The following is a 25,377-nucleotide window of genomic DNA, read 5'->3' on the forward strand; positions in this document are numbered from 1 at the left end:
GTCAGGGTGCGGGTGTGCCGGCCTCCATGCGTGCAAGGGCAGGGTGCGGCGCAGCAGCCTCGGGTTCGGGGTCGGCCGGCAGCTGGCCGTCCAGGGCCTGGGCCATGCGCTGCTTGTCCAGCGCACCCACCCAGTTGGCGATGGCCACGGTGCCGACCGCGTTGCCGATGGTGTTGGTGATGGCCCGGGCTTCGGACATGAAGCGGTCCACGCCCAGCAGCAGGACCATGCCGGCCACCGGGATGTTGTCCATGGTCGCCAGGGTCGCGGCCAGGGTGATGAAGCCCGAGCCGGTTACGCCTGCAGAGCCTTTGGAGGTGAGCAGCAGCACACCCAGCACGATCAGTTGGTCCATCAGGGTCAACGGTGTGTTGGTGGCCTGGGCGATGAAGATGGCGGCCATGGTGTAGTAGATGCACTGGCCGTCCGGGTTGAAGGTAAGGCCCGAGGGGATCACCAGGCCGACCACAGGCTTGGACACGCCAACCTTTTCCAGCTTGTTCATCAGTTGCGGTACCACCGACTCGGATGAGCTGGTACCCAGTACCGTGAACAGTTCTTCCTTGAGGTACTTGAGGAACTTCCACAGGTTGAAGCCGCACAGCCGGGCAATGGCGCCCAGCACCACCACCACGAACAGGAAGCAGGTCAGGTACATGGTCGCCATCAGCTTGCCCAGCGAAACGATCGAGCCCAGCCCGTACTTGCCCACGGTGAAGGCCATGGCCCCGCAGGCGGCCAGCGGTGCCACGCGCATGATCATGCCGACGATGAAGAACATGCCGTGGGAGAACGCTTCGAGCACATCCACCATCGGCTTGCCGCGCGGGCCCAGGTGGGAGAGGGCGATGCCGAACAGGGTGCTGAACAGCAGAATCGGCAGGATCTCGTTCTTGGCGAAGGCATCGGTCACGCTGCCGGGTATCACATGCAGCAGGAAATCGATGAAGCCGCCGCTGTTGCCGGCTGCCGCGGCGGTGTAGGTGGAGATGCTCTTGGCATCCAGGGTGGCAGGGTCGACGTTCATGCCCTGGCCGGGCTGCACGATGTTGACCACCACCAGCCCCAGTACCAAGGCAAAGGTGGACAGCACTTCGAAGTAGATCAGCGCGCGCACGCCGACGCGGCCGAGTTCCTTCATGTTTTCCATCTTGGCGATGCCCAGCACCACCGTGGCGAAGATGATCGGGGCGAAGACCATCTTGATCAGTTTGATGAAGGCATCACCAATGGGCTTCAGGTCAGCGCCAACCTGTGGCCAGAACACCCCGATCAGCACCCCGAGGGTTACGCCGATCAATACCTGTACGTAGAGCTTGCCGAACAACTTGCCGAACAATCGCTTGGCCATTGCCGTCTCCGAATTATTGTTGTGAGTCGGATTTATCTGGCGGCCGGGCTGCTCGTGAGGGGTGCAGGTCACACCTGGCCTTGGCGGCCGAAGAGCCCAGCTTTCTTGTGGTGAATCACGCAGGGCAAAAGGTAATGGTTTTTCAAAAATGCTGTAATACAATGAAATTCAACTCATTGTTTCCCTCAGGTTAATTATGAATCCGGTATCGGAACTGGCGTTCTTCACCCAGCTGATCAGGGTGGGTAGCCTGGCGGGCACTGCTCGCGAACTGAACCTGACCCCGCCAGCGGTCTCCAAGCGCCTGGCCCAGCTGGAACAGCGCCTGGGCGTGCGCCTGCTCAACCGCACCACACGCAGCATCAGCCTTACCGCCGAGGGCGAGACTTACCTGGTGAATGCCAAGCGCATACTGGGCGAGATCGAGGAAATGGAGCGGCAGGTGTCCAGCAGCCGCGCCGAGCCCAAGGGCTTGCTGCGGGTCAATGCGCCGCTGGGCTTTGGCCGTACCCACGTGGGGCCGGCGGTGTCATCGTTTGCCAAGCGCTACCCCGAGGTGGAGGTGCAGCTGCACCTGACCGACCGCCCCATTGCCCTGCCGAACGATGCCATCGACGTGGCCATCCGTTTTGGCGAGCTGCCCGACTCGCGGCTGATCGCCCGCAAGATCGCGGCCAACCGCCGCCGATTGTGCGCATCGCCCAGTTACCTGGAAGCCCACGGTACCCCCGAATCGCCAAAGGACCTGGCCAGCCACAACTGCATCGTGTTGCGCCAGAACGACGCCGCGTTCGGTATCTGGCGGCTCAGCCGCGGCAAGCAGAGCGAGTCGGTGAAGGTGCATGGCAGCCTCAGTACCAACGATGGCGAGGTCGCCCTGAACTGGGCGCTGGACGGGCAGGGCATCCTGCTGCGGGCCGAGTGGAACCTGGCCGACCACCTGCGCAGCGGGCGCCTGGTGGAGGTGCTGGGCGATTACCACACGCCGCCTGCGGATATCTATGCGGTGTACCTGGAACGCCTGAACCTGTCGGCCAAGGTGTCGTGCTTCGTCGAGCACCTGAGGGCATTCTTCCGCCAGGGGGACAGCCTGGCAGGGTGGCATTGAGGCCTTTGCCACAGGCGATCGCGTTATACTCCGCGCCTTTGCCCATGCCCGGAATCCGCCCATGCGCCAGGTTTTGCTCATTGTCGATGTCCAGTCCACCTTCAGCCCGCCCGAGTGGCTGGTCGATGGCCTGCGCCGGTTGTCGGCGAACATCCCCACCATCGCCTCGGTCGAGTTGCACGACGAACAGGTCACGCCGTTCGAGCGCCAGCTTGGCTGGCACCCGGCGGCCGAGGACGACAGCCTGGTCGAGGCCGACCAGGTGTTCGTCAAGCATGGCTACGGGCAGAGCGCCGAGGCTATCGACTACATCAAGAAATTGGGTGTGGAGCGCGTGCTGATATGTGGGCTGCAGACCGAAACCTGTGTGCTGGCCGCCGGTTTCGCCCTGTTCGATGCGGGGCTGATGCCCACCCTGGTCACCGACATGACGGTAGGCTCTTCGCTCGACAGGTCGGGCAAGCTGGGCATCGACCTTTGGAAGCATCACTTCCGCCAGGTCACCACCTCGGCCGAGGTGCTCGCCGAAGTGGCTGTACCAGGCTAGCGCTTGCAGGCCCATTCTCATAGAACTGCACATAACTCATTGAATTAGCAGGGACCCTGTGGGAGCGGCTTTAGCCGCGAACACCGGCGCAGCCGGTGCCATGCACCCCGTTGGATTCTTCGCGGCTAAAGCCGCTCCCACAGGGTACGAGGATCGCTTGCGAATTCAGTTATCTGTGCGACAGCGCAGCCCAAAGGGCTGGGTAATCTGCCACAGGTTAAAGCATGGTCTTATCGGGCCGTGGTGATCGTGTGGGAGCGGCCTTGCGTCGCGAAAGGGCTGCGTAGCGGCCCCAGGATCTCGGCATCACAGCCGAAATTGCCGGGGCCGCCTTGCGGCCCTTTCGCGACGCAAGGCCGCTCCCACAGGGGAACACCTACATGCGAACTTGCAAGGACAGGCCTCAGGCCACATCCACCAGCACGATCTCGCTGTCCTCGATGGCGGTCACCCGCAGCACCTCCTCCTGCTCGATCGCCACGCCATCGCGCGCCTTGGCACGCAGCCCGTTGACCTCCACCAGCCCCTTGGCCGGCACCAGGTAGCCCCGGCGTGCGGCATCGAAGCGGTACTCGGCAGTTTCACCGGCACGCAGGGTGGCAGCCACCAGCCGCGCATCGGTGCGGATCTGCAGGCTGTCCTCATCGCCCGCACGGCCGCTGGCCAGGGTCACGAAGCCTTCGCCACGCTCACCTTTGGGGAACGGCCGGCTACCCCACTGCGGTGCTTCGCCAGTGCGCTCCGGCACGATCCAGATCTGGAAAATACGCGTGTCGACGTCTTCCAGGTTGTACTCGCTGTGCACGATGCCGGTACCGGCGCTCATCACCTGCACGTCCCCGGCTTCGGTACGGCCTTTGTTACCCAGGCTGTCCTGGTGGCTGATCGCACCTTCACGCACATAGGTGATGATTTCCATGTCGCGGTGCGGGTGCGGCGGGAAGCCGCTGCCGGCAGCGATCAGGTCGTCGTTCCACACCCGCAGGTTGCCCCAGTGCATGCGCGCCGGGTCGTAGTACTCGGCAAACGAGAAATGATGGTGGGCGTCGAGCCAGCCGTGGTTGGCGTGGCCGAGGCTTTCGAACGGTCGCAGTTGCAGCATGGTCGTGCTCCTTGAATCAGTGGAATGAGGCCATGATGCGTCAAAGAAGCATCGAAAATAAGCGTAAATATCGGCTTAAAACAATCAGTAAAATAGATTGATGGCGATGGAGTGTTTTATCCGCTTCATCGCCTAATCCACTGATCTGCAAGCATTCGCTGGCGATTTTTTGTCGATGCGGCGAACATGCCCGCTGATTTTGTTTTTCAACGGAGTGACCGTGGCCCACGAGCAACCCCAGGCCCCTGCCGACCTTACCCCTCCTGCCCAGCTGCCCTGGTTTCGCCGCCTGGCGGCCCGCCTGCTGGGGCGCGGCCTGACCCGCTTGCAGGCCCAGCACCGCGACTCCTGGTTCCTCGGCCACGCCAGCGGCCAGCGCAGTGGCCATGCCGATGGCGTGCGTGAAGGGTTCGAACGCGGGCGGGTGGAAGGTTACGAGGCCGGGCGCCAGGTGCTGGTGATCCGCGATACCCGGCCCGACACCGCCGCGGTGCCGGGCCGGGATGACAACCTGTTCGATGACTGGCGCCTGCCCCTGACTGCCGAGCTGAAAAAGCGCTTCAAGGCCGATGTCGCCCAGCGCCTGCCCGCCGAGGCGCAACCCAGTGCCGCGCAGTGGAAGCTGATATTCAGCGACACACCGTCCACCTGCGTGGTGGCAGGGGCCGGGGCGGGCAAGTCCACCTCGCTGGTGCTGCGCATCCTGCTGTTGCGCCACTACCTGGGCTACGAGCTGGATGCGATGACCGTGGTCACCTTCACCCGCGAGTCGCGCAAAGACTTCATCAAGCGCCTGCTGCAGGTGTTCGCCCTGTGGCAGATCAACCTGCAACCGCTGCAGGCCCGCGAGCTGGTGCGCACGTTCCATTCGCGCATCCTGCCGCTGGTGCGCAGCCTGCCGGGCTTTGGCCAGGTGCGCGCGTTCGAAACGCTGGGTAACGAGATGCCGGTCGGTCGTGAGGCCGAGGCCGAGAGCAACCCGTTCGACCTGCGCCTGAACGATGCCCAGCGCCAGCAGCTGAACCAGTGCTACAGCACGCTGCTGGGCGAGAGCCCGCGTTTTGCCGAGCTGGTCGGCCTGTTGCGCAGCGAAGCCCTGCAGCTGAAGCCGCTGGACCCGAACAACCCCGATGTGCAGAAGCGCGCCCAGGTAACCCAGCTGGCTGCCCAGCGCGACGAAGAGCTGTGCGACGTGATCGAAGACCTGTGGTTCGCCGCCGGCGCCTGGCCGATCAAAGGCATCGAACCCTGCCGCGAAACCATCCAGATTCGTGGCAGCCGCTTCCATGTGCATGGCCGTCTGGCCGGCCAGGGGCCTTTGCTCGTGCTGGGCTTCGACCCGGCGGAAAGCGCGCAGTACCAGCGCCCCGGCGCCAAGCTGGCAGTGCGTGCCGAGTGGGCGGTCAAGCGCACCCTGTTGCAGGCCTTCTGCGACCAGCCGCTGATCTGGCTCGACAACTACGCCATGGCTCGGCGCCTGGCAGCCTCGCTGGCCGGTGATGCCGTGGCCGGCCCCGGCTTCGAATACAAGGTCAAGGGCGAACTGGCCCCGGCGCCACTGCTTGATGCCTTTGTCGGTGCGGCGAATTTCATCGAGAACCTCGGCCTGGAGGTGAACACTGCCGTGGCGGCGATGAGCTTCCCGTCCGGCGACAGCGATGCGCTGTTCTTCGAGGCCCTGGCCCTGTACTGGAAGGCCCTGGAGGCGCACCTGCTGGACCAGTCGCCGCCGGTGATGAGCTACAACCGCATGTTCGCCTTGTTCGGCGAGAACAACCCGGAAAACCTGCAACTGCTGCCCGACCCGTTGCTGCGGCCGCTGGCGCACCTGATGATCGACGAGTTCCAGGACGTGTCACCGCAGATCGTCAGCTGGCTGCGCGCCAGCCTCGCCGAGATCCGACGTCGCGGCCCGGCGATGCACACCGGCCGCCATGCCCAGCACTCGTCGCTGCTGTGCGTGGGCGACGACTGGCAGTCGATCTACGGCTGGCGTGGCAGTTCGCCCAAGTACTTCATGGAATTCACCAAGGCCTTCCCGTCGCCGGCCAACACCCGGGTGATGCTGGTCGACAACTACCGTTGCCAGCAGCAGGTGATCGACGCGGCCGAACACTTGGTCAAGGGCACCCCGGCAATTGCCGGCAAGAAAGCCCGGGCCAGTGGCCCGGCGGCCGAGTTGCCAGGCTCGCCGGTAAAAGTGTTCGACCGTGACGAGGCAGCCCTGGGTGAAACGCTGATCGAGCACTACCAGCGTGGCGAGACGGTGATGATGCTTTACCGCAAGGGCAGCGACAGGGCGCTGATGAACGAGCACCTGCAAGGCGTGCTGCACGCCGAAGCGGCGTTGCCGGCCGAGCAGCGCCGGATGCGCCAGTTGACCTACCACAGTGCCAAGGGCTTGCAGGCCGATGCAGTGTTCATGCTGGGCGACTGCCAGTACCTGACCAGTTCACCCTACAAGAACCAGGTGTATCGCCAGGCCGGGCTGGGCAAGGCCGGTGATGCCCAACCGTTCGATACCGCGCAGAAGGAGGAGGTGCAGCGCCTGGCCTACGTGGCGGTGACCCGCGCGGTCAGGCACTGCTATTGGCATGTGGAGGCGGCCAACGCAGAGGCGGCGGCAGCGCCGCGTGCGTCGAGCCAGGTGGATGGGCGGCAGGCCTTCTTCGAAGACCTGCGAGGTCATTGATCAGTGTTCAGGCATCGAGGATGTCTGCTTGCCGGGTAAGGCTCAGCAGTAGCCCGGCTTCCACCTCCTGCCGGGCTTGGGTCAAGGCGTTCGTAGCCTTTACATACGCTTCCTCTTTGAGAGGCACACGACGTAGCGCGCCGTTTTCGTCCAGGGCTGGGGTAGGCAATTCCGGGGCCAATGCACGTATTATCGCGTCGTCCAGGTAGGTGATCGGCTCCTGGCTTTCGTCCAGGCAATAAAAGAGGTAATCGAGGCCTGGGCGCCAGAAGTCGGTAATGGCCTCGAACTGGCTGGCATATTGGCGCTTGAGGTAGTCAACCCAGACCGGCTGTTCGCTCACCCACTGCTGCCTGGCGCTGGTGTCGGCATCGAGTTCGAGCACGGCAGCGCGAACGTTGTCGATGATTTGCTGGTTGATCCTTGCGGCATTGCGATAGAGCATGCCGCTGCTGGGTTCGGGGAAATCGAGCTTTCCGCTCAAGGACTGGCGCAGTGCCAGGCGGACCTCGATATCGTCTACCAGGCCTGTTGCCAGGTCCGCATCGGGGAACGCCGCCGCGACGTCCAGCACGTCACGGTCCGGTAACTGACCGGCATGCTCCTGCAGCGCCCGCTTGCGCGAACTGCGTTGCAGGCTGATGCGATCGGCCAGTTCGTTGACTTTCTCGCGACGGTACAGCTTGCGATAAAGGTCGAGCAGCGGCTTGGCCGTGTCCTGTGCCCACCCAGACACTTGGTTGGCCAGCAATTCCACTTCCAGAGCGCTGAATGCTTCGGCGCCGGCATCACCGCAAGTTGGCGGGAAGGATTGCGCCACCTCGTTCAAACGCTCGCGCAGCGCCGTGTCCCCATGGGCGTGCTCCAACAGTTCCCACACTCGCGCACGCAGGCCATCCGGATCCCTTCGCGCTTCCACTGAGTTGGTCAGGCGCTCCAACACCGCTTGCAGGTCGCCATTGTCGTTCTGATCGAACAGGTCGGACCACAACTGCAGCTGATGGTCGGTCGCGGAATCGCGCCAGAGCCCTTGCCACTCTGGCCTTTCCGGCGTGTGCTCGAAAATATTGACGCCGCTGGCTCGTAGCCGACTGGCCGACTCGGCCTCGAGGTTGTTGTAGTTGAACAGCCAGCGGCGCTCGGGCAAGCGGGCGGCGACGTCTCGCGCATACGGACTGCGCAGGATGCTTGCCAGGTCCGGAACTTGGCGAATGCGGTTGGATGAAAGGTCCAGGTAGCGCAACTGGTACTGTGACTGGTTCATCAGGGTGCTCAAGCCCTGGGGAAATGCCTGCAAATGAGCGTCGGAGAGGTTCAGGTGCTGCAACCGCGCCATGTAGCGCACATCAGGGGCGTTCTGCAGCGGGTTGAAGTCCAGCTCCAGTTGCTGCGGATGGATCATGTCCTGAAAGCGCGTGGCGAGGTTTTCATCGAGCGTGATGCGATTGTGCCCCAGCCTCAGGACATCCAGTGGTCGGCCGCAAAGGAAAGTCAATGTCGCTTCATCCAGTGTCAACTGGTTGCGCCGCAGGTTCAGCTGGCGCAGGTCTGGCATCGCTGCCAGCACTCGCTGTGCGGTGGGCGAGAGGGTAGCAAGGGTGTTGTTGGTCAGGTCCAGCGTGCGCAGCCTGGGCACCGATTCAAGTGCCTGGAACAGCGCTTCCCCGTCGATTTCTCGGTTGTTGGTGACTTCCAGCACTTGCAGGTTGGGGAAACGTGACAGGAACGTGCTGTCCAGTCGTTGCAGCTGAAGCTCGTTCAGCTTGAGCTCACGGATGTGGGGCAGGCTGGCTGTGATCGCTGGCAACTCGGGTAACCGAATACGCTCCAGCTCGAGCGTGCGACCCTTCCGCTGCCAAGCCTCGATGAGGCGATCAGTGCATCTTTGTCGATCGAGGCGCTCGAAGATGTCGTGTGGGCTCTTGTACCACGCCTCCAGATAGCTATTCAGATCTCTCCACTCTGTTTCCAGTTGTCGAATTGCCGAGCCGAGATCACCGGTCTGGCTCAGTTCGCCCCTCAGGGCGTTGATCTCGTTGCTCTTCAGCGAGGGGAAAAGTGATTTGAGCCGACGTATTGCGGCGTATGCGCCGATCGGGCCTGTTCCTCGGCCACTGAGTGGGTAACCGAATCGTCCATGTGCCAGGCGCATGGGCGAGCGAAAGCCTGGCTTGATTGGCTGCTGGCCCAGCAGTGCGGCGCAGCCCGAGCGGTCGGCGACGGCGCTGGCGAAAACTTCGGCCTCAGTCGCCTGCGGCTTTTCGGCTACCAATGCATCGCGCAGCAGTTGGCTGTCATCATTGGCCAGGTCTGCTCGGTACAGGCCGGTCAAGGCACGATCGAGGCGAGCGCGGGCCTGCAGGTAGCGGGCTTCTTCAGCCACGCGCAAGGGCACACGTCCGCTTTTCAGTCGATCGCGTTCGGCGCTGTCGGCATGCGCGACGAGCTCTTCCAGGGCATTGTCAGGCAAACCGGGGAACTGGCGGCCCAAGGTCTTCGCTTCGTCGCCAAGCGGTACCCGATGGCTTTTCAACATGCTCGCGAAGACTTCGCGACGGCGTGCTGACAGGCGGTTGGCCAACAGCTCGTCAAGGGCGCTCGGACGCTGCTCTGCTGGCGTATCGGGTAGTAACTGCTCTATGACATCTTCATCCATCCCCGCCAGGACAACCTTGCTCAGTTCGCCATTGTCAAGCTCTTCGCGGCCGATCTCTATCTGCAACGTGTCGGCTTTTGGCTCCGCTCCGAAGTAGACCGCCTCTCCCCATTTTTCGGCACCGGTGAAGACCTTCAGCCTGTAATGCGCAGGCCAACCAGGCATCTGTACCAGTTCGGGCAGCGCGAAGTTCATATGCGCAGCCAAAGGCAGGCCGTGACGTACTCGGGTGATGATGGTCTGCACGTCGTTGGTCAGTCGCAGGCGCAGCAAGGCATCGGCCAACAGAGCCGGGGGCCGCGAACCGTTGACCTGGCTGTGACGCAAGGTGTCTGCATCGACCTCGGTTATACGCAAGGCGGCAAGTTGCTCCGATGCATCCAGCCCCTGGCTGAATTGGCCCAGCCCTTCGAGCAACTGCGCATCGTCCCATTCGAGCGGGTTGTCATGGGCCAATTGCCAACGCTGGTCGCCGAGGTAGCGCAAGGCAGGGGCGTAGGCATCGGGGGCGTTCGGGTGACGCACATGCCACTGCCCGCCGGTTTCGAACACCTCATACAGTTTGCCTTGCAGCCAGACGTGGCTTTTGCCATCGAAGATGTAGAGCCCTTCGGAATTTGTCGGCACTCCGACTGGCAAGGAGTCCGAGGTGCTGTAAGGGCCCATGTCTGGGTGCCAAAGCCGTTCGCGGCCACCTTTCAATACACTTTCCAGCGCATCGACGAACCCCGATGCCTTGAGCGCGCTGCTGCCGGCGGCGAAGCCGGCAACAACGGCGGCATTGATGGCCAGCGACTCGAGTTGTTGCAGCGCTTCCTGGGTATCGCCTTCTTCCCAGGCTTCGAACCCGGTGAACACCGAATCCATGAGGTCGTAGGCGAATACTCCAAGCATCGCGGCATCCAGCCCAGGCACGAAGAAGGCGGCCACGTTCAGAACGTTCATGCCTGCGTCCAGCCAGTGTTGCAGCCGTTCCTTGCGTGCCTTGGCATCGGCATCGGCGGTTGGTACCGCGATCGTTCTGGCAGTTGCCATGAGGCGACGCTTGTGGTCTTTGTAAAGCACCTGCCAGATGGGAAGCGCCAGGCGGGTTCGCTTGAAGTGCAGTTCAGGCTTGTCCTTGGGTCTGCGCGTGGAGGTACCCTGCTCGAACAGGGCATGTTCGAGCTTGCGGCTGAACTCGACCTGGTGGTCCTTGTCAGCGAAGCTGATCAAGTGCTGTCGAAACGTGGTTTGCAGCAGGCGTTGACGTATGTGAGCACCGGCCTTTTGCAAAGAAGCGAACTCCCTCAGCGGGTGTTGTGCATCCTGGGGAATGTAGAGCATGCAGGGGTTGGTCTGGTCGGCTTCATCGGGGCCTATCAGCAGTACGCCATGAAGCGGGATGCCGAACAGGCTGAAGCGCCAGCAGCGAAGCTTGTGTTCGCCGTAACGCGGCGTGCTTTCGTTGTCGCATAGCTGTACCAGAGCATTGTGGCCTTTGAGCGTCAACAGACCCTTGAGGTAGGCGATCATTGCCTCGGTTTTCAGTGCCTGTTGGCTTGCATTGATCCACTGCTGTTCGATCGCGGCCTTTCTGGCGCCTTCATAAATGCCCTGCAGGTGGTCTTGATACTGCTGGCCGAGGTCCAGGCTTCGGCAAAGGTTCACGAACGCTTCGGGCTCGAGCCCTGGAAGTGAGTCGACGTTGTCCGGGCCAAGGGTCAGGGTGTCGAACGGGCCCACTTCGTCGGGGCCTTCGAAATTGTGCAGTGCGGCTTCCAGCAGCGAGCGCTTCTGTGGCGGCCCTTCGGGGCGCTTGATGTACGTATCGTCACCGCCAAGTGAAAAATCGAGGCCTGGGACATTTTCCAGCGTGGTGTACACCTTGAACGGCTGGTGCAGGTACTGGGCTTTGTCCACTTCGACATCCGGGCCCAACCGGCCCTCGAGCAAAGGCTTGCAGAATTCGCTGATCTGCTTTAAGTCCTCGAGCAAGATTCGCAGCGATTTGAACCCGGCATTGCGGGCGCTGATCAGCTGTCGTAAACGCGCCTGGTCTTCATCGCTGGCCGCAGCGTACCAGGCGTAAGGCGAGCCGTTTTCGTCGAGGTAGTCCTTGCGCGCGCTCTGCACGACGCGGCGGGTATGGTCGGGGTGCATCGTTCGGCACCAGGTAGGCAGGTTACGGACAATCTGGGCCTGATGGAAAGGCACGGGTGTGCTGGTCATGCTGAATACTCCGTGATCAATGGAGGCGCCAGTCGACAGGTTTCGCCTCGGCATGCGGTGGTATTTAGTTGAATCCACAGGTCGGTCCTGTGCACGAGAGCGTCGGTAGGGGAGCAGCGCGGGCAGGGCTGTTGGGAGATGGTGGCGCAAGGCATGGGGTAGGCATGTCGTGTGGATGACGCCGGCGTGTGGGGTATGGGTCGGTGTCATGTGATGCCTGGCCATGGGCCGGCGCTCTATCAGGGAGAACTACGATGCATTCGCTGTGCAGTCCCAAGGATCACCTGCTGGACCTCGACGGTATTGAAATTGCGGTACGGACCTGGGGCGCGGAGGACGGCATCCCGGTGCTGGCCCTGCATGGCTGGCTGGACAACGCCGCCTCGTTCGAGCGCCTGGCACCGATGCTCGACGGCTGCTTCGTGGTCGCCCCCGACCTGGTCGGCCACGGCCGCTCGGACCATCGCCGCCACGACAGTGGCTACTACCTGTGGGAACATGCCGAGGACATGCTGGCGGTGGCCGACAGCCTGGGCCTGGCGCAATTCCATGTGCTGGCCCATGGCATGGGCACCGGGGTGGCGTCGCTGCTGGCGGCCATGACCAGCGGTATTGCCAGCATGACCTTCCTCGACGGCATGGGCGCACCGTTCACGGTGGCCGAGGACGACCGCGTGCAGCACCTGGCCCGGGCCTACCGGCTCAAGCGAATGGTGCAGCGCAGCCAGTTGCAGGGTTTTGCCGAGCCGGACGTCGGCCGTTTCGAGGACCTGGACACGGCCCTGGCACAACGCCGCGAGCGCCTGGATACCGGGCTGTCGGAAGAGGCGGCACGGCTGCTGGCGCTGCGTGACCTGCTGCAACTGGGCGAGGGCTATTGCTGGCGCCACGACCCACGCCTGGTACTGCCCGAACCCATGCCGCTGACCGAGCGCGAAGCCTGCGACCTGCTCAGCCAGATCCGTTGCCCGTTGTACCTGCTGTTCGGCCGCCAGGGGGCATTCACCGGTGAGGCCTTTACCCGGCGCCAGGCGGCCTTGCCCAGCCAGGCAAAGATCTCCTGGCATCCGGGCGGGCATCACTTCCACCTGGATGCGCCGGACCGGGCGCTGGTCGATCAACTGCTGCGCATCCTCGCCCGCCATGAAGGGGGCGTGCTGCAACGGTTGGTAAACGAGTAACTGAATATGGTCATGCCATGCGCACGTGGGCTATGGTGGTGAATCTCATCGGGCTTGCGTGATCCCTTGTGGGAGGTTGTCCAGCTCTTTGGGCTGCGCTGTCGCGCAGATAACTGAATTTGCAAGCGATCCTCGTACCCTGTGGGAGCGGCTTTAGCCGCGAAGAATCCAACGCGGTGCATGGCACCGGCTGCGCCGGTGTTCGCGGCTAAAGCCGCTCCCACAGGGGCTCTGCTAATTCAATGAGTTATGTGCAGTTCCATGAGAGCGGGCGAAGCCCGTGCCATTCACCGCAGCGCCTGATTCGCGGGCACGCCCGCTCCCACAGGAATCCAGCGGCCACAAGGAGCCTTGGCATGCGACCATTCGTCATCAAGCACATCGACCACCTCGTCCTGCGGGTCAGCGACCTGGAGCGCAGCGTCGCTTTCTACACCCAACTGCTCGGCTGCACGGTCAGCCGCGTGCGCGAAGACCTGGGAATGGTCCACCTGGCCACGGGCACGGCGATGATCGACCTGGTGACCCTGGACGGTCCCCTGGGTAAGCCTGGTGGGGCGGCGCCGGGAGCCGAGGGGCGCAACCTGCACCATTTCTGCCTGCGCATCGAGCCGTTCGACGAGGCTGCACTTACGGCCTACCTGCAAGCTGCGGGGGTTGAAGTCGAACCTGCCGAAAAACGCTATGGCGCCGAAGGCGAGGGGCTGTCGCTGTACTGCTACGACCCCGATGGCAACCAGGTCGAGCTGAAAGGGCCGGTACCGGCAACGGAGGCTCCATGAGCAACCTGCACACCCGCGAGCACTGGATCGACACCGCACAAGGCAAGCTGTTCGCCCAGGAGTGGGCGCCGCTGCAGGCGCAGGGCGCGCCGATCGTCCTGCTGCACGATTCGCTGGGTTGCGTTGCCTTGTGGCGCGAGTTCCCGACGCAGCTTGCGCAAACCACCGGGCACCGGGTAATCGCCTACGATCGCCTGGGCTTTGGCCGCTCCGACGCCCACCCCGGCAGCTTGCGCGGTTGGTGGCGCTGGCTGGCGGCCCGGGGTTGATGCGCCTGCTGCAAGGTTGTGGCCATGTGCCGCATCGGGAGCAGGCCGAGCGAGTACTGGCGGAAGTCCTGCAGTTCTTGCGCTGACCTTCCCCAGGCTGACACGGTCCCTGTAGGAGCGGCCTTGTGTCGCGAAAGGGCTGCAAAGCAGCCCCGACAATCTGTGCAGGTACGCTGAAATCCTGGGGCTGCTTCGCACCCCATTCGCGACACAAGGCCGCTCCTACACGGATCGCGCAAGCTCAAGTGGATATCCCGGCAAAGCCTATTATGCTTCAGTTACCTTGCTGCGATCCGAGGCGGCCTGCCTCGTCGTGCTTCGCATATCCAAAGCAAGCCCCCCAGGGCCTGGGTGCGATGGTGAAAAAGATTTGAGGTGCTCCCGGCCTGCATGACGACAAGACGGAGGCACCCCATGGCGGTTCTCGACAGCACATCCACGGGCAGCGCGCCCCAACGCGGTATCACCCGGGAGGAGCGCAAGGTCATCTTCGCCTCATCCCTGGGCACGGTATTCGAATGGTACGACTTCTACCTATACGGCTCCCTGGCGGCGATCATCGCCAAGCATTTCTTTGCCGGGGTCAATGAAACCACCTCGTTCATCTTCGCCTTGCTGGCCTTTGCCGCCGGCTTTGCCGTGCGGCCATTCGGCGCCATCGTGTTCGGCCGCCTGGGCGACATGATCGGGCGCAAGTACACCTTCCTCATCACCATCGTCATCATGGGCCTGTCCACCGCTGTGGTGGGCCTGTTACCCAGCTACGCCACGATCGGCGTGGCCGCGCCGATCATCCTCATAAGCCTGCGCCTGCTGCAGGGCCTGGCATTGGGTGGCGAGTACGGCGGCGCGGCCACCTACGTGGCCGAGCATGCACCCAAGGGCCGGCGCGGTTTCTTCACCGCCTGGATCCAGACCACGGCCACCCTGGGGCTGTTCCTCTCGCTGCTGGTGATCATGGCCTGCCGCACGGCCATGGGTAACGAGGTGTTCGAGGCCTGGGGCTGGCGGGTGCCGTTCCTGCTGTCGATATTGCTGCTGGCGATTTCGGTGTACATCCGCATGCAGCTCAACGAGTCGCCGGTGTTCATGAAGATGAAGGCCGAGGGCAAGGCGTCCAAGGCGCCACTGACCGAATCGTTCGCCCGCTGGGACAACCTCAAGGTGGTGATCATGTCGCTGCTCGGCGGCACCGCCGGCCAAGCCGTGGTGTGGTACACCGGGCAGTTCTATGCGCTGTTCTTCCTGTTGCAGATGCTCAAGATCGAGCCGCAGACCGCCAACCTGCTGATTGCCGGTTCGCTGCTGATCGGCACACCGTTCTTCATCTTCTTCGGCAGCCTGTCCGACCGCATCGGCCGCAAGAAAATCATCATGGCCGGTTGCATCATCGCCGCGCTGACCTACTTCCCGATCTTCAAGGCACTGACCCAGTACGGTAACCCGGACGTGTTCGTCGCCCAGGAGCAGAACCCGGTGGTGGTGATGGCAGACCCTGCCCAGTGCGCGTTCCAGTTCGACCCGGTGGGCAAGGCCAAATTCACCAGCTCGTGCGATATCGCCAAGAGCCTGCTGGCCAAGCGGGCCATCCCCTATACCAACGAAGCGGCCGAGCCTGGCAACGTGGCGCAGATCCGCATTGGTGAGCGGGTGCTGCCAAGCTTTGATGGCAGTGGCCTGGCGGCAGCGGACTTCAAGGCACAGAGCGACGCCTTCACCGCGACCTTGAGCGGAGCGTTGAAGGAAGCCGGTTACCCGGAAAAGGCCGACCCGGCGAAGATCCACTACCCAATGGTGCTGTTGCTGCTGACCATTCTGGTGATCTACGTGACCATGGTCTACGGCCCGATCGCGGCCTGGCTGGTGGAGCTGTTCCCGGCGCGTATCCGCTACACCTCGATGTCGCTGCCTTACCACATCGGCAACGGCTGGTTCGGCGGCTTCCTGCCGACCGTGGCGTTTGCCATGGTGGCGGCGACCGGAGATATCTATTACGGCTTGTGGTACCCGATCGTGATTGCGGTGATGACGGCGGTGCTGGGGATCTTCTTCCTGCCGGAGACCAAGGACCGCGATATCAACCACACTTGAAGGTTGAGGCTGCCTGTACCGGCCTCTTCGCGGGCTTGCCCGCTCCCACAGGGATACCACTGTGCCCTGTGGGAGCGGGTTCACCCGCGAAGAGGGCGGCACAGTCAACCCATCAGTCGAAATAGCCACGCAACCCAAAGGCATACCCGGTATCCACCCCGGCAGCCTCGCCCCGGCTCCAGCGCTTCTTCAACACGAACTCGAACGCCGGCTCGTACAGCCCGTCCCGCACCAGCGCACCCGCCAGCACCTCCACGTCATACCAGCCATTGTCCAGCTCGATGATCGGCCGCCCCGGCACCTGGTAGCGCGCCATCAGGTCACCCAGTGTCTTGGGCGTGAAGTGCTGCAGGATGCGCCAGGTGTACAGCATCAGCGCACCGTGCTCGACCTGCAGCACATAGCCATTGCGGCGGTGCTTGAGGCGGCTGCCGGGTTCGCGCAGGGCAGGGGTGTGGTTGTCCAGGGTGAACAGGATGCGGTAGGGCAGGTTATCGACCCCGGCCAGTGGCAGCACAATCCCTTCGCGCACGGCCTGGTCGCCGCTGTCGCCGTGGGTGAACGCATGGGCCAGGTCGTCGGGCAATTCATGTTGTTGCTTGAAGCGCTCGAGCAGCTGGATATCGCCGAGCAGAAAGTAGTCGACCAGGTCGTTGAGCACTTCGCTGAATTCGTGGCGCATCTGTTTTCCTTGTTGGTGCGCATGAGGGCAATGGCAAATGTAGCACTTCAGATTGGCTTCAGATTGCCCCCTGATACTGCCCCCGAGACCTGACTTGAAAGGGGGACAGCCATGACCCAGGCAGACAGCGCCAGCCTGTTTCCACTGGCTATCGGCAGCCACGGCGATCGCCTTGCCCACATGACACTGAAACACCCGGGGGAGCCGGGGCGCGACGAGCTGGAACAGTTCATCCACGCCCGCTTTGCCTGCGCGCACCACGCCGACGTGCAGCACTACCTGCCTGAACTGCTCGGCCTGCATGACAGCCACGGGCGCCTGATGGCCGCTGCCGGCATACGCCTGGCCAGCAGTGGCCCGACCTTCATCGAGCGTTACCTGGATGAACCGCTGGAAGTGGCCGTGACCCGGCTGTCGGCCAGCCCGGTCAGCCGTACGCAGTTGGTCGAAGTGGGCAACCTGGCCGCGCTCAGCGCCGGCAGCGCGCGGATCATGATCATTGCCGTGACCTGGTTGCTGGCCGCCCGCGGCTTGCAGTGGGTGGCCTTCACCGGTGCCGCGACCCTGGTCAACAGCTTTCATCGCCTGGGCCTGGTGCCCACGGCGCTGGCCGTGGCCGACCCTGGCCGGTTGAACGGCGATGCCGACAGTTGGGGCAGTTACTACGCGCAGCACCCGCAAGTGTTCGTCGGCAACATCGGCTACGGCCATGCAGCCCTGGCCCGCGGCGGCGTTTTCGAGCGGCTGGGCCTGCCCGCGAGCGTGCAGGAGGCCGGCCATGCCGCGTGAATGCCAGCTGTTCAGGGAAGTGTTGCAACTGCACGCCCGTCACCGAGGGGCACAACCGGCGTTGCTGGGATTTGGCGGGCCATTCACCTATCAACAATTGCTGGACGAGGTCGAGCAACGCCAGGCCTGGTTGAGCGCGCAGCCACCGGGCACCTTCGCCCTGGCCCTGGAAAACGGCCCCGAGGCGCTGTTCTGGGACCTGGCAGCGCTGTTCGCGGCGCGCCCCATCGTCATCCTGCCGGCGTTCTTCAGCAGTGCCCAGCGCCGCCACTGCCTGGCACAGAGCGGGGCGGTGCTGGCGCTGGCCGACGAGGCCTTCGCTGACGACTTGCACGCCAGCGGCTTCATTGCCGGTGAGCGCTTCTGGAGCCGGCAGCCGCCAGCGGCCGCACCCTTGCCACCGGGTACCGCGAAGATTACATACACCTCCGGTAGCACCGGTGCACCCAAGGGCGTATGCCTGAGCGCCGATGCCATGCTGCGGGTAGCGCGTGAACTGGAGGCCGCCAGCCGGCCCACGGCGCCAGGCAAGTACCTGGCGGTATTGCCCCTGGCGGTGCTGCTGGAGAACCTGGGCCTGTACGCGGCCCTGCTGGCCGGGGCGAGCATTGCCCTGTACCCGCAGGCGCAACTGGGCTTTCGCGGTGCCAGCCAGGTCGACTTCAAGCAATTGCTGGGCGCCATCGCCTTGAGTGGTGCCGAAAGCCTGATCCTGGTGCCGCAACTGCTGCTTGGGCTGGTCACTGCCATTGAGCGCGGCCTGATGCGGGTCGGCCCGTTGCGCTTCGTGGCGGTGGGCGGCGCGCGGGTGGCACCGAGCCTGCTGGCCCGGGCCGAGGCCGTCGGGTTGCCGGTGTTCGAGGGCTATGGCTTGTCCGAATGCGCCTCGGTGGTATGCCTCAATCGCCCCGGGGCGCACCGCCCGGGCAGTGTCGGGCGGCCGCTGCCGCATGTGCAGGTGCGCATTGCCGAAGACGGCGAAGTGCAGGTGGCCGGTTCGGCGTTGCTCGGCTACCTGGGCGAGCCACCCTTCAGCGAGACGTGGTTGCCGACCGGTGACCTGGGCCACTTCGACAGCGACGGCTTCCTGTACCTGGCCGGGCGCAAGAAGCACCAGTACAGCACCAGCTTCGGGCGCAACGTCAACCCCGAGTGGGTCGAGGCCGAACTGACCCAGGGCGGGGTGATCGCCCAGGCGTTCGTTCACGGCGAAGGCCTGGCACACAACCTGGCGCTGATCTGGCCGCTGGACCCGCAGGCTGACGACCACACCCTCGAACAGGCCATCCGTCAGGCCAATGCCGGCCTGCCGGACTATGCCCGGGTGCACGCCTGGCAGCGCCTGCCCGAACCCTTGAGTGCCGCCGGGCAAACCCTTACCGCCAACGGCCGGCCACGCCGCGAACAGATCCTGCGGTGTTACCAGTCCCTGTTATCCGACCTTCAATGACTCACGAGGTTTGCCATGCTTTTCTTCGACATGCTGCAGCAGGAAACCGCCGACGAGCGTACGGCATTGTTCAGCGTCCCGGTCATCCGCGACGCGCTGGCCGGCAAGGCCAGCCTCGAGGCCTACGTGGCCTTTCTGACCCAGGCCTACCACCACGTGCGGCACACCGTACCCTTGATGATGGCCTGCGGGGCCCGTTTGCCGGCGCGGCTGGAGTGGCTGCGCGGCGCAGTGTGCGAGTACATCGAGGAGGAATACGGCCATGAGCGCTGGATTCTCGATGACATCGCCGCCTGCGGTGGCGCCCCCCACCAGGTGGCGGGCGGCCGCCCGGCATTGCCTGTCGAGCTGATGGTGGCTTTTCTCTACGACCAGATTGCCCGTGGCAACCCGGTCGGGCTGTTCGGCATGGTCAACGTGCTCGAAGGCACCAGCATTGCCCTGGCTACCCAGGCTGCCGGTACCCTGCAGGGCAGCCTCGGCCTGCCGGACCAGGCGTTCAGCTACCTGAGTTCCCATGGCGCCCTGGACCAGGACCACATGGCCACCTACCGTGGCCTGATGAACCGCCTGGACCAAGCCGAGGACCAGCAGGCGGTAATACACGCTGCCAAAGTGGTGTACCGCCTGTACACCGCCATGTTCGAAGGGCTGCCGCGTGCCGCGCAGCAGGAGGTACAGCATGCGCTTGCCTGATTGCGTGGCGGTGCTCACCGGCGCCAGCGGTGGTATCGGCCTGGAGCTGGCGGACCAGCTTTGCAGTGCCGGGGGCCGCGTACTGGCGGTCAGCCGGCAGCAGGGCAAGCTGGCCGAACTGATGGCGCGCTACCCCGGGCAACTGCGTTGGCAGCAGGCCGACCTGCGCTGCGCCGAAGGCCGCCGTGACGTGCTGGAGGCGGCGCGGGCGATGGGCAGTTGCAACCTGTTGATCAACGCCGCCGGGGTCAACCGCTTCGCCTTGCTCGAACAGATGGACGAGGCCGCCCTCGACGAGTTGTTCGACCTCAACATCAAGGCCGCCGTGCAGCTCACCCGCCTGTGCCTGCCGCTGCTGCGCGCCCAGCCCAGTGCGCTGGTGGTGAACGTGGGGTCGATCTACGGCTCCATCGGCTACCCCGGCTATGCCACCTACTGCGCCAGCAAGTTTGCCTTGCGCGGGTTCTCCGAGGCATTGCGCCGCGAGCTTGCCGACACCTCGGTGAACGTGCTGTATGCCGCACCGCGCACCACCCGCACGACGATGAACAGTAGCGCCGCGCAGGCCCTGAACCAGGCGTTGAAGGTGGGCGTCGATGACCCGCAGGATGTCGCCCGGGCAGTGCTCGACGCGGTGCAGGCCGAGCGCAGCGAACTGTACCTGGGCTGGCCGGAAAAACTCTTCGTGCGCCTTAACGGCATGCTGCCGGGCGTGGTCGACCGCGCCCTGCGCAAGCAACTGCCACTGATCCGTCGCTACAGCACCTGGCACAGCAAGGAGTCGAGCAAATGAAACGTCTGATACTGGCCGGCCTGCTGGCCATCGCCCCGTTCACCTGGGCCCTCGACCAGAACGGTATCCAGCAACTCAATGCCATCCAGCAGCGCTGGGCGGTTATTCGCTACGACCTGCCCGAAGCCCAGCGTGCCGGGGCGTTCGAGGCCCTGGCGGTGCAGTCGGCGGCGTTGGTGCGCCAGCACCCGGGCTCGGCCGAGCCGCTGATCTGGGACGGCATCGTCAACAGCAGCTGGGCCGGTGCCACCGGCGGGTTGGGCGCGCTGGGCAAGGTCAAGGCCGCCCGCGCCAGCCTGGAAAAGGCCCTGGCCATGGACCCCAAGGCCCTGCAGGGCTCGGCCTACACCAGCCTGGGCGCGCTGTACGACCAGGTGCCCGGCTGGCCGCTGAGCTTCGGCGACCAAGCCAAGGCCGAGGCCATGCTGCGCCAGGCGCTGGCGATCAACCCCGACGGTATCGACAGCAACTACTTCTGGGCTGACCACCTGTACCGGCAGAACCGCTACGACGAAGCCCGCGCCGCCCTGCAAAAGGCGTTGCAGGCACCGCCCCGGCCCGGGCGGGAGCTGGCCGACCAGGGCCGGCGCGGTGAAATCGATGCTTTACTCAAAGCGATCAAGGACAAACAGGATTAAGCATGCGCCTGCTGCTGGTAGAAGACGATGCCGCGTTGGGGGAGGGGATCTGTGACGGCCTGCGCCGCGAGGGCTATACCCTCGACTGGCTGCAGGACGGCGCCAGCGCGTTGCATGCCCTGTGCCACGAGGAGTTCGACCTGGCCATTCTCGACCTGGGCTTGCCGCGCCTGGATGGCATCGAGTTGTTGCGGCGCCTGCGTGCGGCCGGGAAGAGCCTGCCGGTGCTGGTGCTGACCGCCCGGGACGCCACCGAGGACCGTATCGCCGGGCTGGACGCCGGCGCCGACGACTACCTGGTCAAACCCTTCGACCTCAACGAACTCAAGGCCCGCTTGCGGGCCTTGCTGCGGCGCAGTAGTGGCCGTGCGCGGGTGTTGATCGAACACGCCGGGGTGTGCCTGGACCCGGTCAGCCAACAGGTGCACTACCAGGGCCAGCCGGTGGTGCTCACGCCCAAGGAATACCTGCTGTTGCACGAATTGCTGGCCCAGCCAGGCAAGGTGTTCACCCGCGAACGCTTGACCCAGTTGCTGTATGGCTGGGATGAAGAGCCGGAGAGCAATACCCTGGAAGTGAACATCTACCACCTGCGCAAGAAGCTGTTCAACGGCCTGATCCGCACCGTGCGCGGAATCGGCTACCTGGTGGAACGCAAGGCATGAGCTCGCTGCGCCAACGCACCCTGTGGCGGGTGATGCTGCTGTTGCTGGTCGGCAGCGGGTTGCTGGCGCTGTACAACTACCACGACAGCCGCCACGAAATTAACGAGGTGTACGACGCCCACCTGGCGCAGAACGCCCGGCTGCTGCAGGGCATCATGAGCCTGCCGGTGCAGGAGCAGAGCCGTGACGAGTTGTACCGTGCCTTCGACGAGGCCTTGAGCAAGGCCGGGCACCACAAGGTGGGGCACCGCTACGAGAGCAAGCTGGCCTTCCAGGTGTGGGCCGACGACAACGGGCTGTTGGTGCACACGCCCAGCGCCCCGCAGCTGGGGCAGGCGCCGCGGGTGCCAGGGTTTGCCGACGTGGTGGTGGACGGGCGCCGTTGGCGCAGTTTCGTCTTGCCGGTGCCGGAAAAACACTGGGTGATCTGGGTGGGCGAGCGCAACGACGTGCGCGACGACCTGATCGAACGCATCGTGCGGCACACGCTGTTGCCATTCCTGTTCGGCAGCCTGGCCCTGGCCTTGCTGGTGTGGGCGGCCATTGGCTGGGGGCTGCGGCCGCTGCAGAACATGGCCAGGGTGATCCGCGCCCGCCACGCCGAGTCGCTCGAGCCGTTGCAGCTGGTGCCATTGCCGAAGGAGCTGGAACCGATGCAGGCGGCGATCAACCGCCTGCTCGGGCAGATCGATGACCTGCTGCGCCGCGAGCACCGTTTCATCGCCGACGCTGCCCACGAGATGCGCACGCCCTTGGCCATCCTGCGCCTGCATGCGCAGAACGCCCTCAATGCAGACAGCGCTGCCGAGCGGGACAAGGCCCTGCAGTTCCTGATGGGCGGTGTCGACCGCCTTGCCCGGGTGGTCAACCAGCTGTTGACCCTGGCCCGCCTGGAGCCGCGGCCAGGCCGGCGTGACTGGCCGCGGGTGGACCTGGAAGGCGTGGTGGCCGAGACCCTGGCCGAGCTGACCCCATGGATTCTGGAGCGCGGGCTGGAGCCTTCGCTGGACATCGCCGCCGGCGACTACCACTTGCACACCGACGCTGGCGCGTTGGGTATCGCCTTGCAGAACCTGGTGGCCAATGCCGTGGACCATTCGCCGGCAGGCGGTCGGGTCACCGTGACACTGCAGCGCGAAGGCCAAGCCTTGCTGGTCAGTGTCGATGACGAAGGGCCGGGCATCGCCGAAGTCGACCAGCAGCGGGTGTTCGAGCGCTTCTACAGCAAGGGCTCGACCAATGGCGCCGGGCTGGGGTTGTCGATCGTCAGCACCATCATGACCCGCCTGGGTGGCAGCGTGCAGTTGCGCAACCAGGCGCCACACGGGTTGCGCGCGACCTTGCGCCTGCCCGTGGGGCCCTGAACATCGCTAGTGTTTCTGGGCGATCTGGATCAGGTTGCCGCAGGTGTCATCGAACACCGCTACGGTGACGGGCCCCATGTCGGTGGGCGTCTGGGTGAACTGCACGCCTGCCGCGCACAGCCGGGTATATTCGGCCTGGATGTCACGCACGCCGAACGAGGTGGCGGGGATGCCGTCCTGCTTGAGCGCGGCCTTGTATTCCCTGGCGGCCGGGTGCGCGTCGGGTTCGAGCAGCAGCTCGACGCCGTTGGGGTCGTTGGGGGAGGTGAGCGTCAGCCAGCGGTGTCGGCCCATGGGGATATCGTGCTTGGGCTCGAAACCGAGTACGTAGTGGTAGAAAGCCAGGGCCTTGGCCTGGTCGTCGACGAGGATGCTGGTGACCACGATCTTCATAAGCGCACACCCTATGTCTGGAGCCGATGAGTACTAGTAAAGACAATCAGGGGTATTTGACCAGCGGGCTGCCAGGCTCCTGTGGGCTTTAGCCTGCTGTCAGTCAGTTTCTACAGGCTTTACTGGGGCTGCTTTGCAGCCCATCGCCGGCAAGCCAGCTCCCACAGGGACCACGTAACTCTTGAAGTCTGCGCTGTACCTGTGGGAGCTGGCTTGCCGGCGATGGGCCGCGTCGGACTCTTCGCGGCTAAAGTCCCCCTACAAAAAACCTGCTCAAGCCATAGGTAAATCCTTCATCACCCGGCCCCCACCCAGCCGCTGCCAAGGGTAAAGTGACAGGCATGATCCCAGCGCGCCCAGACCGGCGTCAGAGAGGTGCCCGTGGCGGCCTACACATTGCGACAACTCAAGTACTTCGTCACCACCGTCGAGGCCGGCAGCGTGGCCGAGGCTTCCCGCCAGCTGTACATCGCCCAGCCCTCCATCTCCACGGCCATCAAGAGCCTGGAGGAAAGCTTCGGCGTGCAGCTGTTCATCCGTCACCACGCCCAGGGTGTGTCACTGACGCCCAGCGGCAAGCGCTTCTATGCCAAGACCAAGTCGCTGCTGCAGATGGCCCACGAATTCGAACAGAACGCCCTGGCCGACAACGACACCGTGGCCGGGCAAATCGATATCGGCTGCTTCGAGACCGTGGCACCGCTGTACCTGCCGCGGCTGATCGCCGGCTTTCGCCAGCGTTACCCGGGGGTGGATATCCGCCTGCGCGACGGCGAGCAGCAGGACCTGATCCAGGGCCTGACCGCGGGTACCTTCGACCTGGCGTTCCTCTACGACCATGACCTGGACGGCACCATCGAGGCCGAGCCGCTGATGCCGCCGCAGAAACCCTATGTGCTGCTGCCCGAGAACCACCGCTTCGCCGGCCAGGCCCAGGTGTCGCTGCGTGACCTGTGCCCGGAGCCGATGATCCTGCTGGACGTTGCCCCCAGCCGTACCTACTTCGTCAGCCTGTTCAACGAAATGGGCCTCACGCCCAACATCGTCTTCAGCTCGCCGTCGATCGAGATGGTGCGCGGCATGGTCGGGCAGGGCTTCGGTTTTTCGCTGCTGGTGACGCGGCCGCACTCGGAGTACACCTACGACGGGCAACGCCTGGCCATGCTGGATATCGCCGAGCCAGTGGCGCTGTCAGGGCTGGCGGCGGCCTGGTTGAAGCGGGTGCAGCTGACCAAGCCGGCGCAGTTGTTCGTGGAGTTCTGCCGGGAGCAGTTGGCGAAGTTCTGATACGGGCACGCCGTGCAGGAGCATGGCGTGCCCTTTGGTCAGGGGTTGACCTGATAGCCGCGCCCTTGCAGGCACCCGGCATAGGCACTGGCATGAGCCTGGGCTTTCGCTTCGTCCTGGCCGCGCCGGTCCTGACGGCGGTCCTGACGCTGGCGCATGCCACCGACCGCAGCACCGGCGGCGGCCACTTCACCGGCGCGGTTCTGCCGGTATTGCTCCTTGGCATCGTCACCGACCCGGTCATACAGCTCGTCGTGCTGGTTGCCGCGCACCTGCGCGCCTGCCGCGCCGGCAACCGCGCCGGCAGCGGCACCGCGTACCCGGCCACCGACATGGGGGTCGCTGGAGGTCGCGGCACTGTTCGCGGCATTGGTCGCGACGGTATTGCAATCATTGATATCCAGTTGCATCTGCTGGCTGCTCTGGCCCTTGAGCGGCACCACCGACTGCGCCTGGGTTGCCGATGCCGCGCACAGCAGCACCAGCAGGCAACTCCACGTCATCGTACGCATGGCAAACCTCCAGCGGGTGGGGATCCCGTTTCACAGAATAGTTCGCCTTTGCTGCCGATGATGGCAGTTTTGCCGGGATGGTCTAAACCGGATATCAAACGTGGTTCGCCTGCGTATG

20 protein-coding genes and 1 pseudogene are annotated in these 25,377 nt (G+C 64.3%); 15 read left to right on the plus strand and 6 right to left on the minus strand.

The features are described from left to right. Window position 1: 1 nt before the first annotated feature. Window positions 2-1,351 carry a dicarboxylate/amino acid:cation symporter gene (locus CAG44_RS25390; protein WP_085693228.1) on the minus strand — a complete coding sequence of 450 codons (1,350 nt, stop codon included), beginning with the start codon at window positions 1,349-1,351 and terminating at the stop codon, window positions 2-4. Window positions 1,352-1,547: 196 nt separating this feature from the next. Here CAG44_RS25390 and CAG44_RS25395 point away from each other — a divergent pair, with 196 nt between their 5' ends. Next, the gene (locus CAG44_RS25395) at window positions 1,548-2,459 is read left to right on the plus strand and encodes a LysR substrate-binding domain-containing protein (protein ID WP_085693229.1); all 912 of its coding nucleotides are present in this window, start codon (window positions 1,548-1,550) and stop codon (window positions 2,457-2,459) included. A gap of 61 nt (window positions 2,460-2,520) precedes the next feature. Then, window positions 2,521-3,006, plus strand: a complete 486-nt coding sequence (locus tag CAG44_RS25400; protein WP_085693230.1) for an isochorismatase family protein — start codon at window positions 2,521-2,523, stop codon at window positions 3,004-3,006. A gap of 403 nt (window positions 3,007-3,409) precedes the next feature. Here CAG44_RS25400 and CAG44_RS25405 read toward each other — a convergent pair whose 3' ends face one another. After that, window positions 3,410-4,108, minus strand: coding sequence for a pirin family protein (locus CAG44_RS25405; RefSeq protein ID WP_047934682.1), 699 nt, complete (start codon window positions 4,106-4,108; stop codon window positions 3,410-3,412). Between the two features lie 175 nt (window positions 4,109-4,283). Between CAG44_RS25405 and CAG44_RS25410 the strand changes: the two genes are divergently transcribed. Continuing rightward, window positions 4,284-6,800 (plus strand): UvrD-helicase domain-containing protein, encoded by a 2,517-nt coding sequence (locus CAG44_RS25410; RefSeq protein WP_085592695.1) that lies wholly within the window; start codon window positions 4,284-4,286, stop codon window positions 6,798-6,800. A gap of 7 nt (window positions 6,801-6,807) precedes the next feature. On the opposite strand, the gene CAG44_RS25415 is transcribed toward CAG44_RS25410, so the two are convergent. Beyond that, window positions 6,808-11,667, minus strand: coding sequence for an NEL-type E3 ubiquitin ligase domain-containing protein (locus CAG44_RS25415; protein ID WP_371858552.1), 4,860 nt, complete (start codon window positions 11,665-11,667; stop codon window positions 6,808-6,810). A 254-nt stretch (window positions 11,668-11,921) separates the two neighbouring features. Between CAG44_RS25415 and CAG44_RS25420 the strand changes: the two genes are divergently transcribed. From CAG44_RS25420 to CAG44_RS25435, 4 genes and pseudogenes are all read left to right on the plus strand, one after another. Further along, window positions 11,922-12,848, plus strand: coding sequence for an alpha/beta fold hydrolase (locus CAG44_RS25420; RefSeq protein WP_085693232.1), 927 nt, complete (start codon window positions 11,922-11,924; stop codon window positions 12,846-12,848). Window positions 12,849-13,204: 356 nt separating this feature from the next. Further along, window positions 13,205-13,630, plus strand: coding sequence for a VOC family protein (locus CAG44_RS25425; RefSeq protein WP_085592689.1), 426 nt, complete (start codon window positions 13,205-13,207; stop codon window positions 13,628-13,630). Beyond that, window positions 13,627-13,863: pseudogene (locus CAG44_RS25430) on the plus strand (alpha/beta fold hydrolase); the annotation flags it as partial. The gene CAG44_RS25425 and the pseudogene CAG44_RS25430, both read left to right, overlap by 4 nt. Window positions 13,864-14,313: 450 nt before the next feature. After that, window positions 14,314-15,990, plus strand: coding sequence for an MFS transporter (locus tag CAG44_RS25435; protein ID WP_075044823.1), 1,677 nt, complete (start codon window positions 14,314-14,316; stop codon window positions 15,988-15,990). Window positions 15,991-16,102: 112 nt separating this feature from the next. Here CAG44_RS25435 and CAG44_RS25440 read toward each other — a convergent pair whose 3' ends face one another. After that, a complete protein-coding gene (locus CAG44_RS25440; RefSeq protein WP_023662794.1) occupies window positions 16,103-16,672 on the minus strand; it encodes a hypothetical protein in 570 nt (189 codons plus the stop codon). A gap of 111 nt (window positions 16,673-16,783) precedes the next feature. On the opposite strand from CAG44_RS25440, the gene CAG44_RS25445 reads away from it, so the two are divergent. The 7 genes from CAG44_RS25445 to CAG44_RS25475 are packed head-to-tail and all read left to right on the plus strand — an operon-like array spanning window position 16,784 to window position 23,067. Next, window positions 16,784-17,461: a thermostable hemolysin gene (locus CAG44_RS25445; RefSeq protein ID WP_085592684.1), complete on the plus strand. Its 678-nt coding sequence runs from the start codon at window positions 16,784-16,786 to the stop codon at window positions 17,459-17,461. After that, window positions 17,451-18,911: an AMP-binding protein gene (locus tag CAG44_RS25450; RefSeq protein WP_085693233.1), complete on the plus strand. Its 1,461-nt coding sequence runs from the start codon at window positions 17,451-17,453 to the stop codon at window positions 18,909-18,911. Before CAG44_RS25445 ends, CAG44_RS25450 begins: the two co-directional genes overlap by 11 nt. Window positions 18,912-18,926: 15 nt before the next feature. Then, the gene (locus CAG44_RS25455) at window positions 18,927-19,607 is read left to right on the plus strand and encodes a TenA family transcriptional regulator (RefSeq protein ID WP_085693234.1); all 681 of its coding nucleotides are present in this window, start codon (window positions 18,927-18,929) and stop codon (window positions 19,605-19,607) included. Next, a complete protein-coding gene (locus tag CAG44_RS25460) occupies window positions 19,594-20,400 on the plus strand; it encodes an SDR family oxidoreductase (protein ID WP_085592678.1) in 807 nt (268 codons plus the stop codon). Before CAG44_RS25455 ends, CAG44_RS25460 begins: the two co-directional genes overlap by 14 nt. Next, the gene (locus CAG44_RS25465) at window positions 20,397-21,038 is read left to right on the plus strand and encodes a tetratricopeptide repeat protein (RefSeq protein ID WP_085693235.1); all 642 of its coding nucleotides are present in this window, start codon (window positions 20,397-20,399) and stop codon (window positions 21,036-21,038) included. The genes CAG44_RS25460 and CAG44_RS25465 overlap by 4 nt, the downstream gene beginning before the upstream one ends. A 2-nt stretch (window positions 21,039-21,040) precedes the next feature. Further along, window positions 21,041-21,703 carry a response regulator gene (locus CAG44_RS25470; RefSeq protein WP_075044829.1) on the plus strand — a complete coding sequence of 221 codons (663 nt, stop codon included), beginning with the start codon at window positions 21,041-21,043 and terminating at the stop codon, window positions 21,701-21,703. Then, complete coding sequence (locus CAG44_RS25475; protein ID WP_025338634.1) at window positions 21,700-23,067, plus strand: sensor histidine kinase; 1,368 nt, start codon at window positions 21,700-21,702, stop codon at window positions 23,065-23,067. Before CAG44_RS25470 ends, CAG44_RS25475 begins: the two co-directional genes overlap by 4 nt. Before the next feature lie 6 nt (window positions 23,068-23,073). Here the strand turns inward: CAG44_RS25475 and CAG44_RS25480 are convergent, their stop codons facing one another. Then, window positions 23,074-23,460 carry a VOC family protein gene (locus tag CAG44_RS25480; protein WP_085592672.1) on the minus strand — a complete coding sequence of 129 codons (387 nt, stop codon included), beginning with the start codon at window positions 23,458-23,460 and terminating at the stop codon, window positions 23,074-23,076. A gap of 381 nt (window positions 23,461-23,841) precedes the next feature. Here CAG44_RS25480 and CAG44_RS25485 point away from each other — a divergent pair, with 381 nt between their 5' ends. After that, complete coding sequence (locus tag CAG44_RS25485) at window positions 23,842-24,747, plus strand: LysR family transcriptional regulator (protein WP_025338637.1); 906 nt, start codon at window positions 23,842-23,844, stop codon at window positions 24,745-24,747. Between the two features lie 38 nt (window positions 24,748-24,785). On the opposite strand, the gene CAG44_RS25490 is transcribed toward CAG44_RS25485, so the two are convergent. Continuing rightward, entirely contained in the window at window positions 24,786-25,259 is a 474-nt protein-coding gene (locus CAG44_RS25490) for a YMGG-like glycine zipper-containing protein (protein WP_025338638.1), read from the minus strand. Window positions 25,260-25,377 lie beyond the last annotated feature (118 nt).

It is taken from the genome of Pseudomonas sp. B13(2017), from assembly GCF_002113245.1.
Lineage (GTDB): Bacteria > Pseudomonadota > Gammaproteobacteria > Pseudomonadales > Pseudomonadaceae > Aquipseudomonas > Aquipseudomonas putida_Z.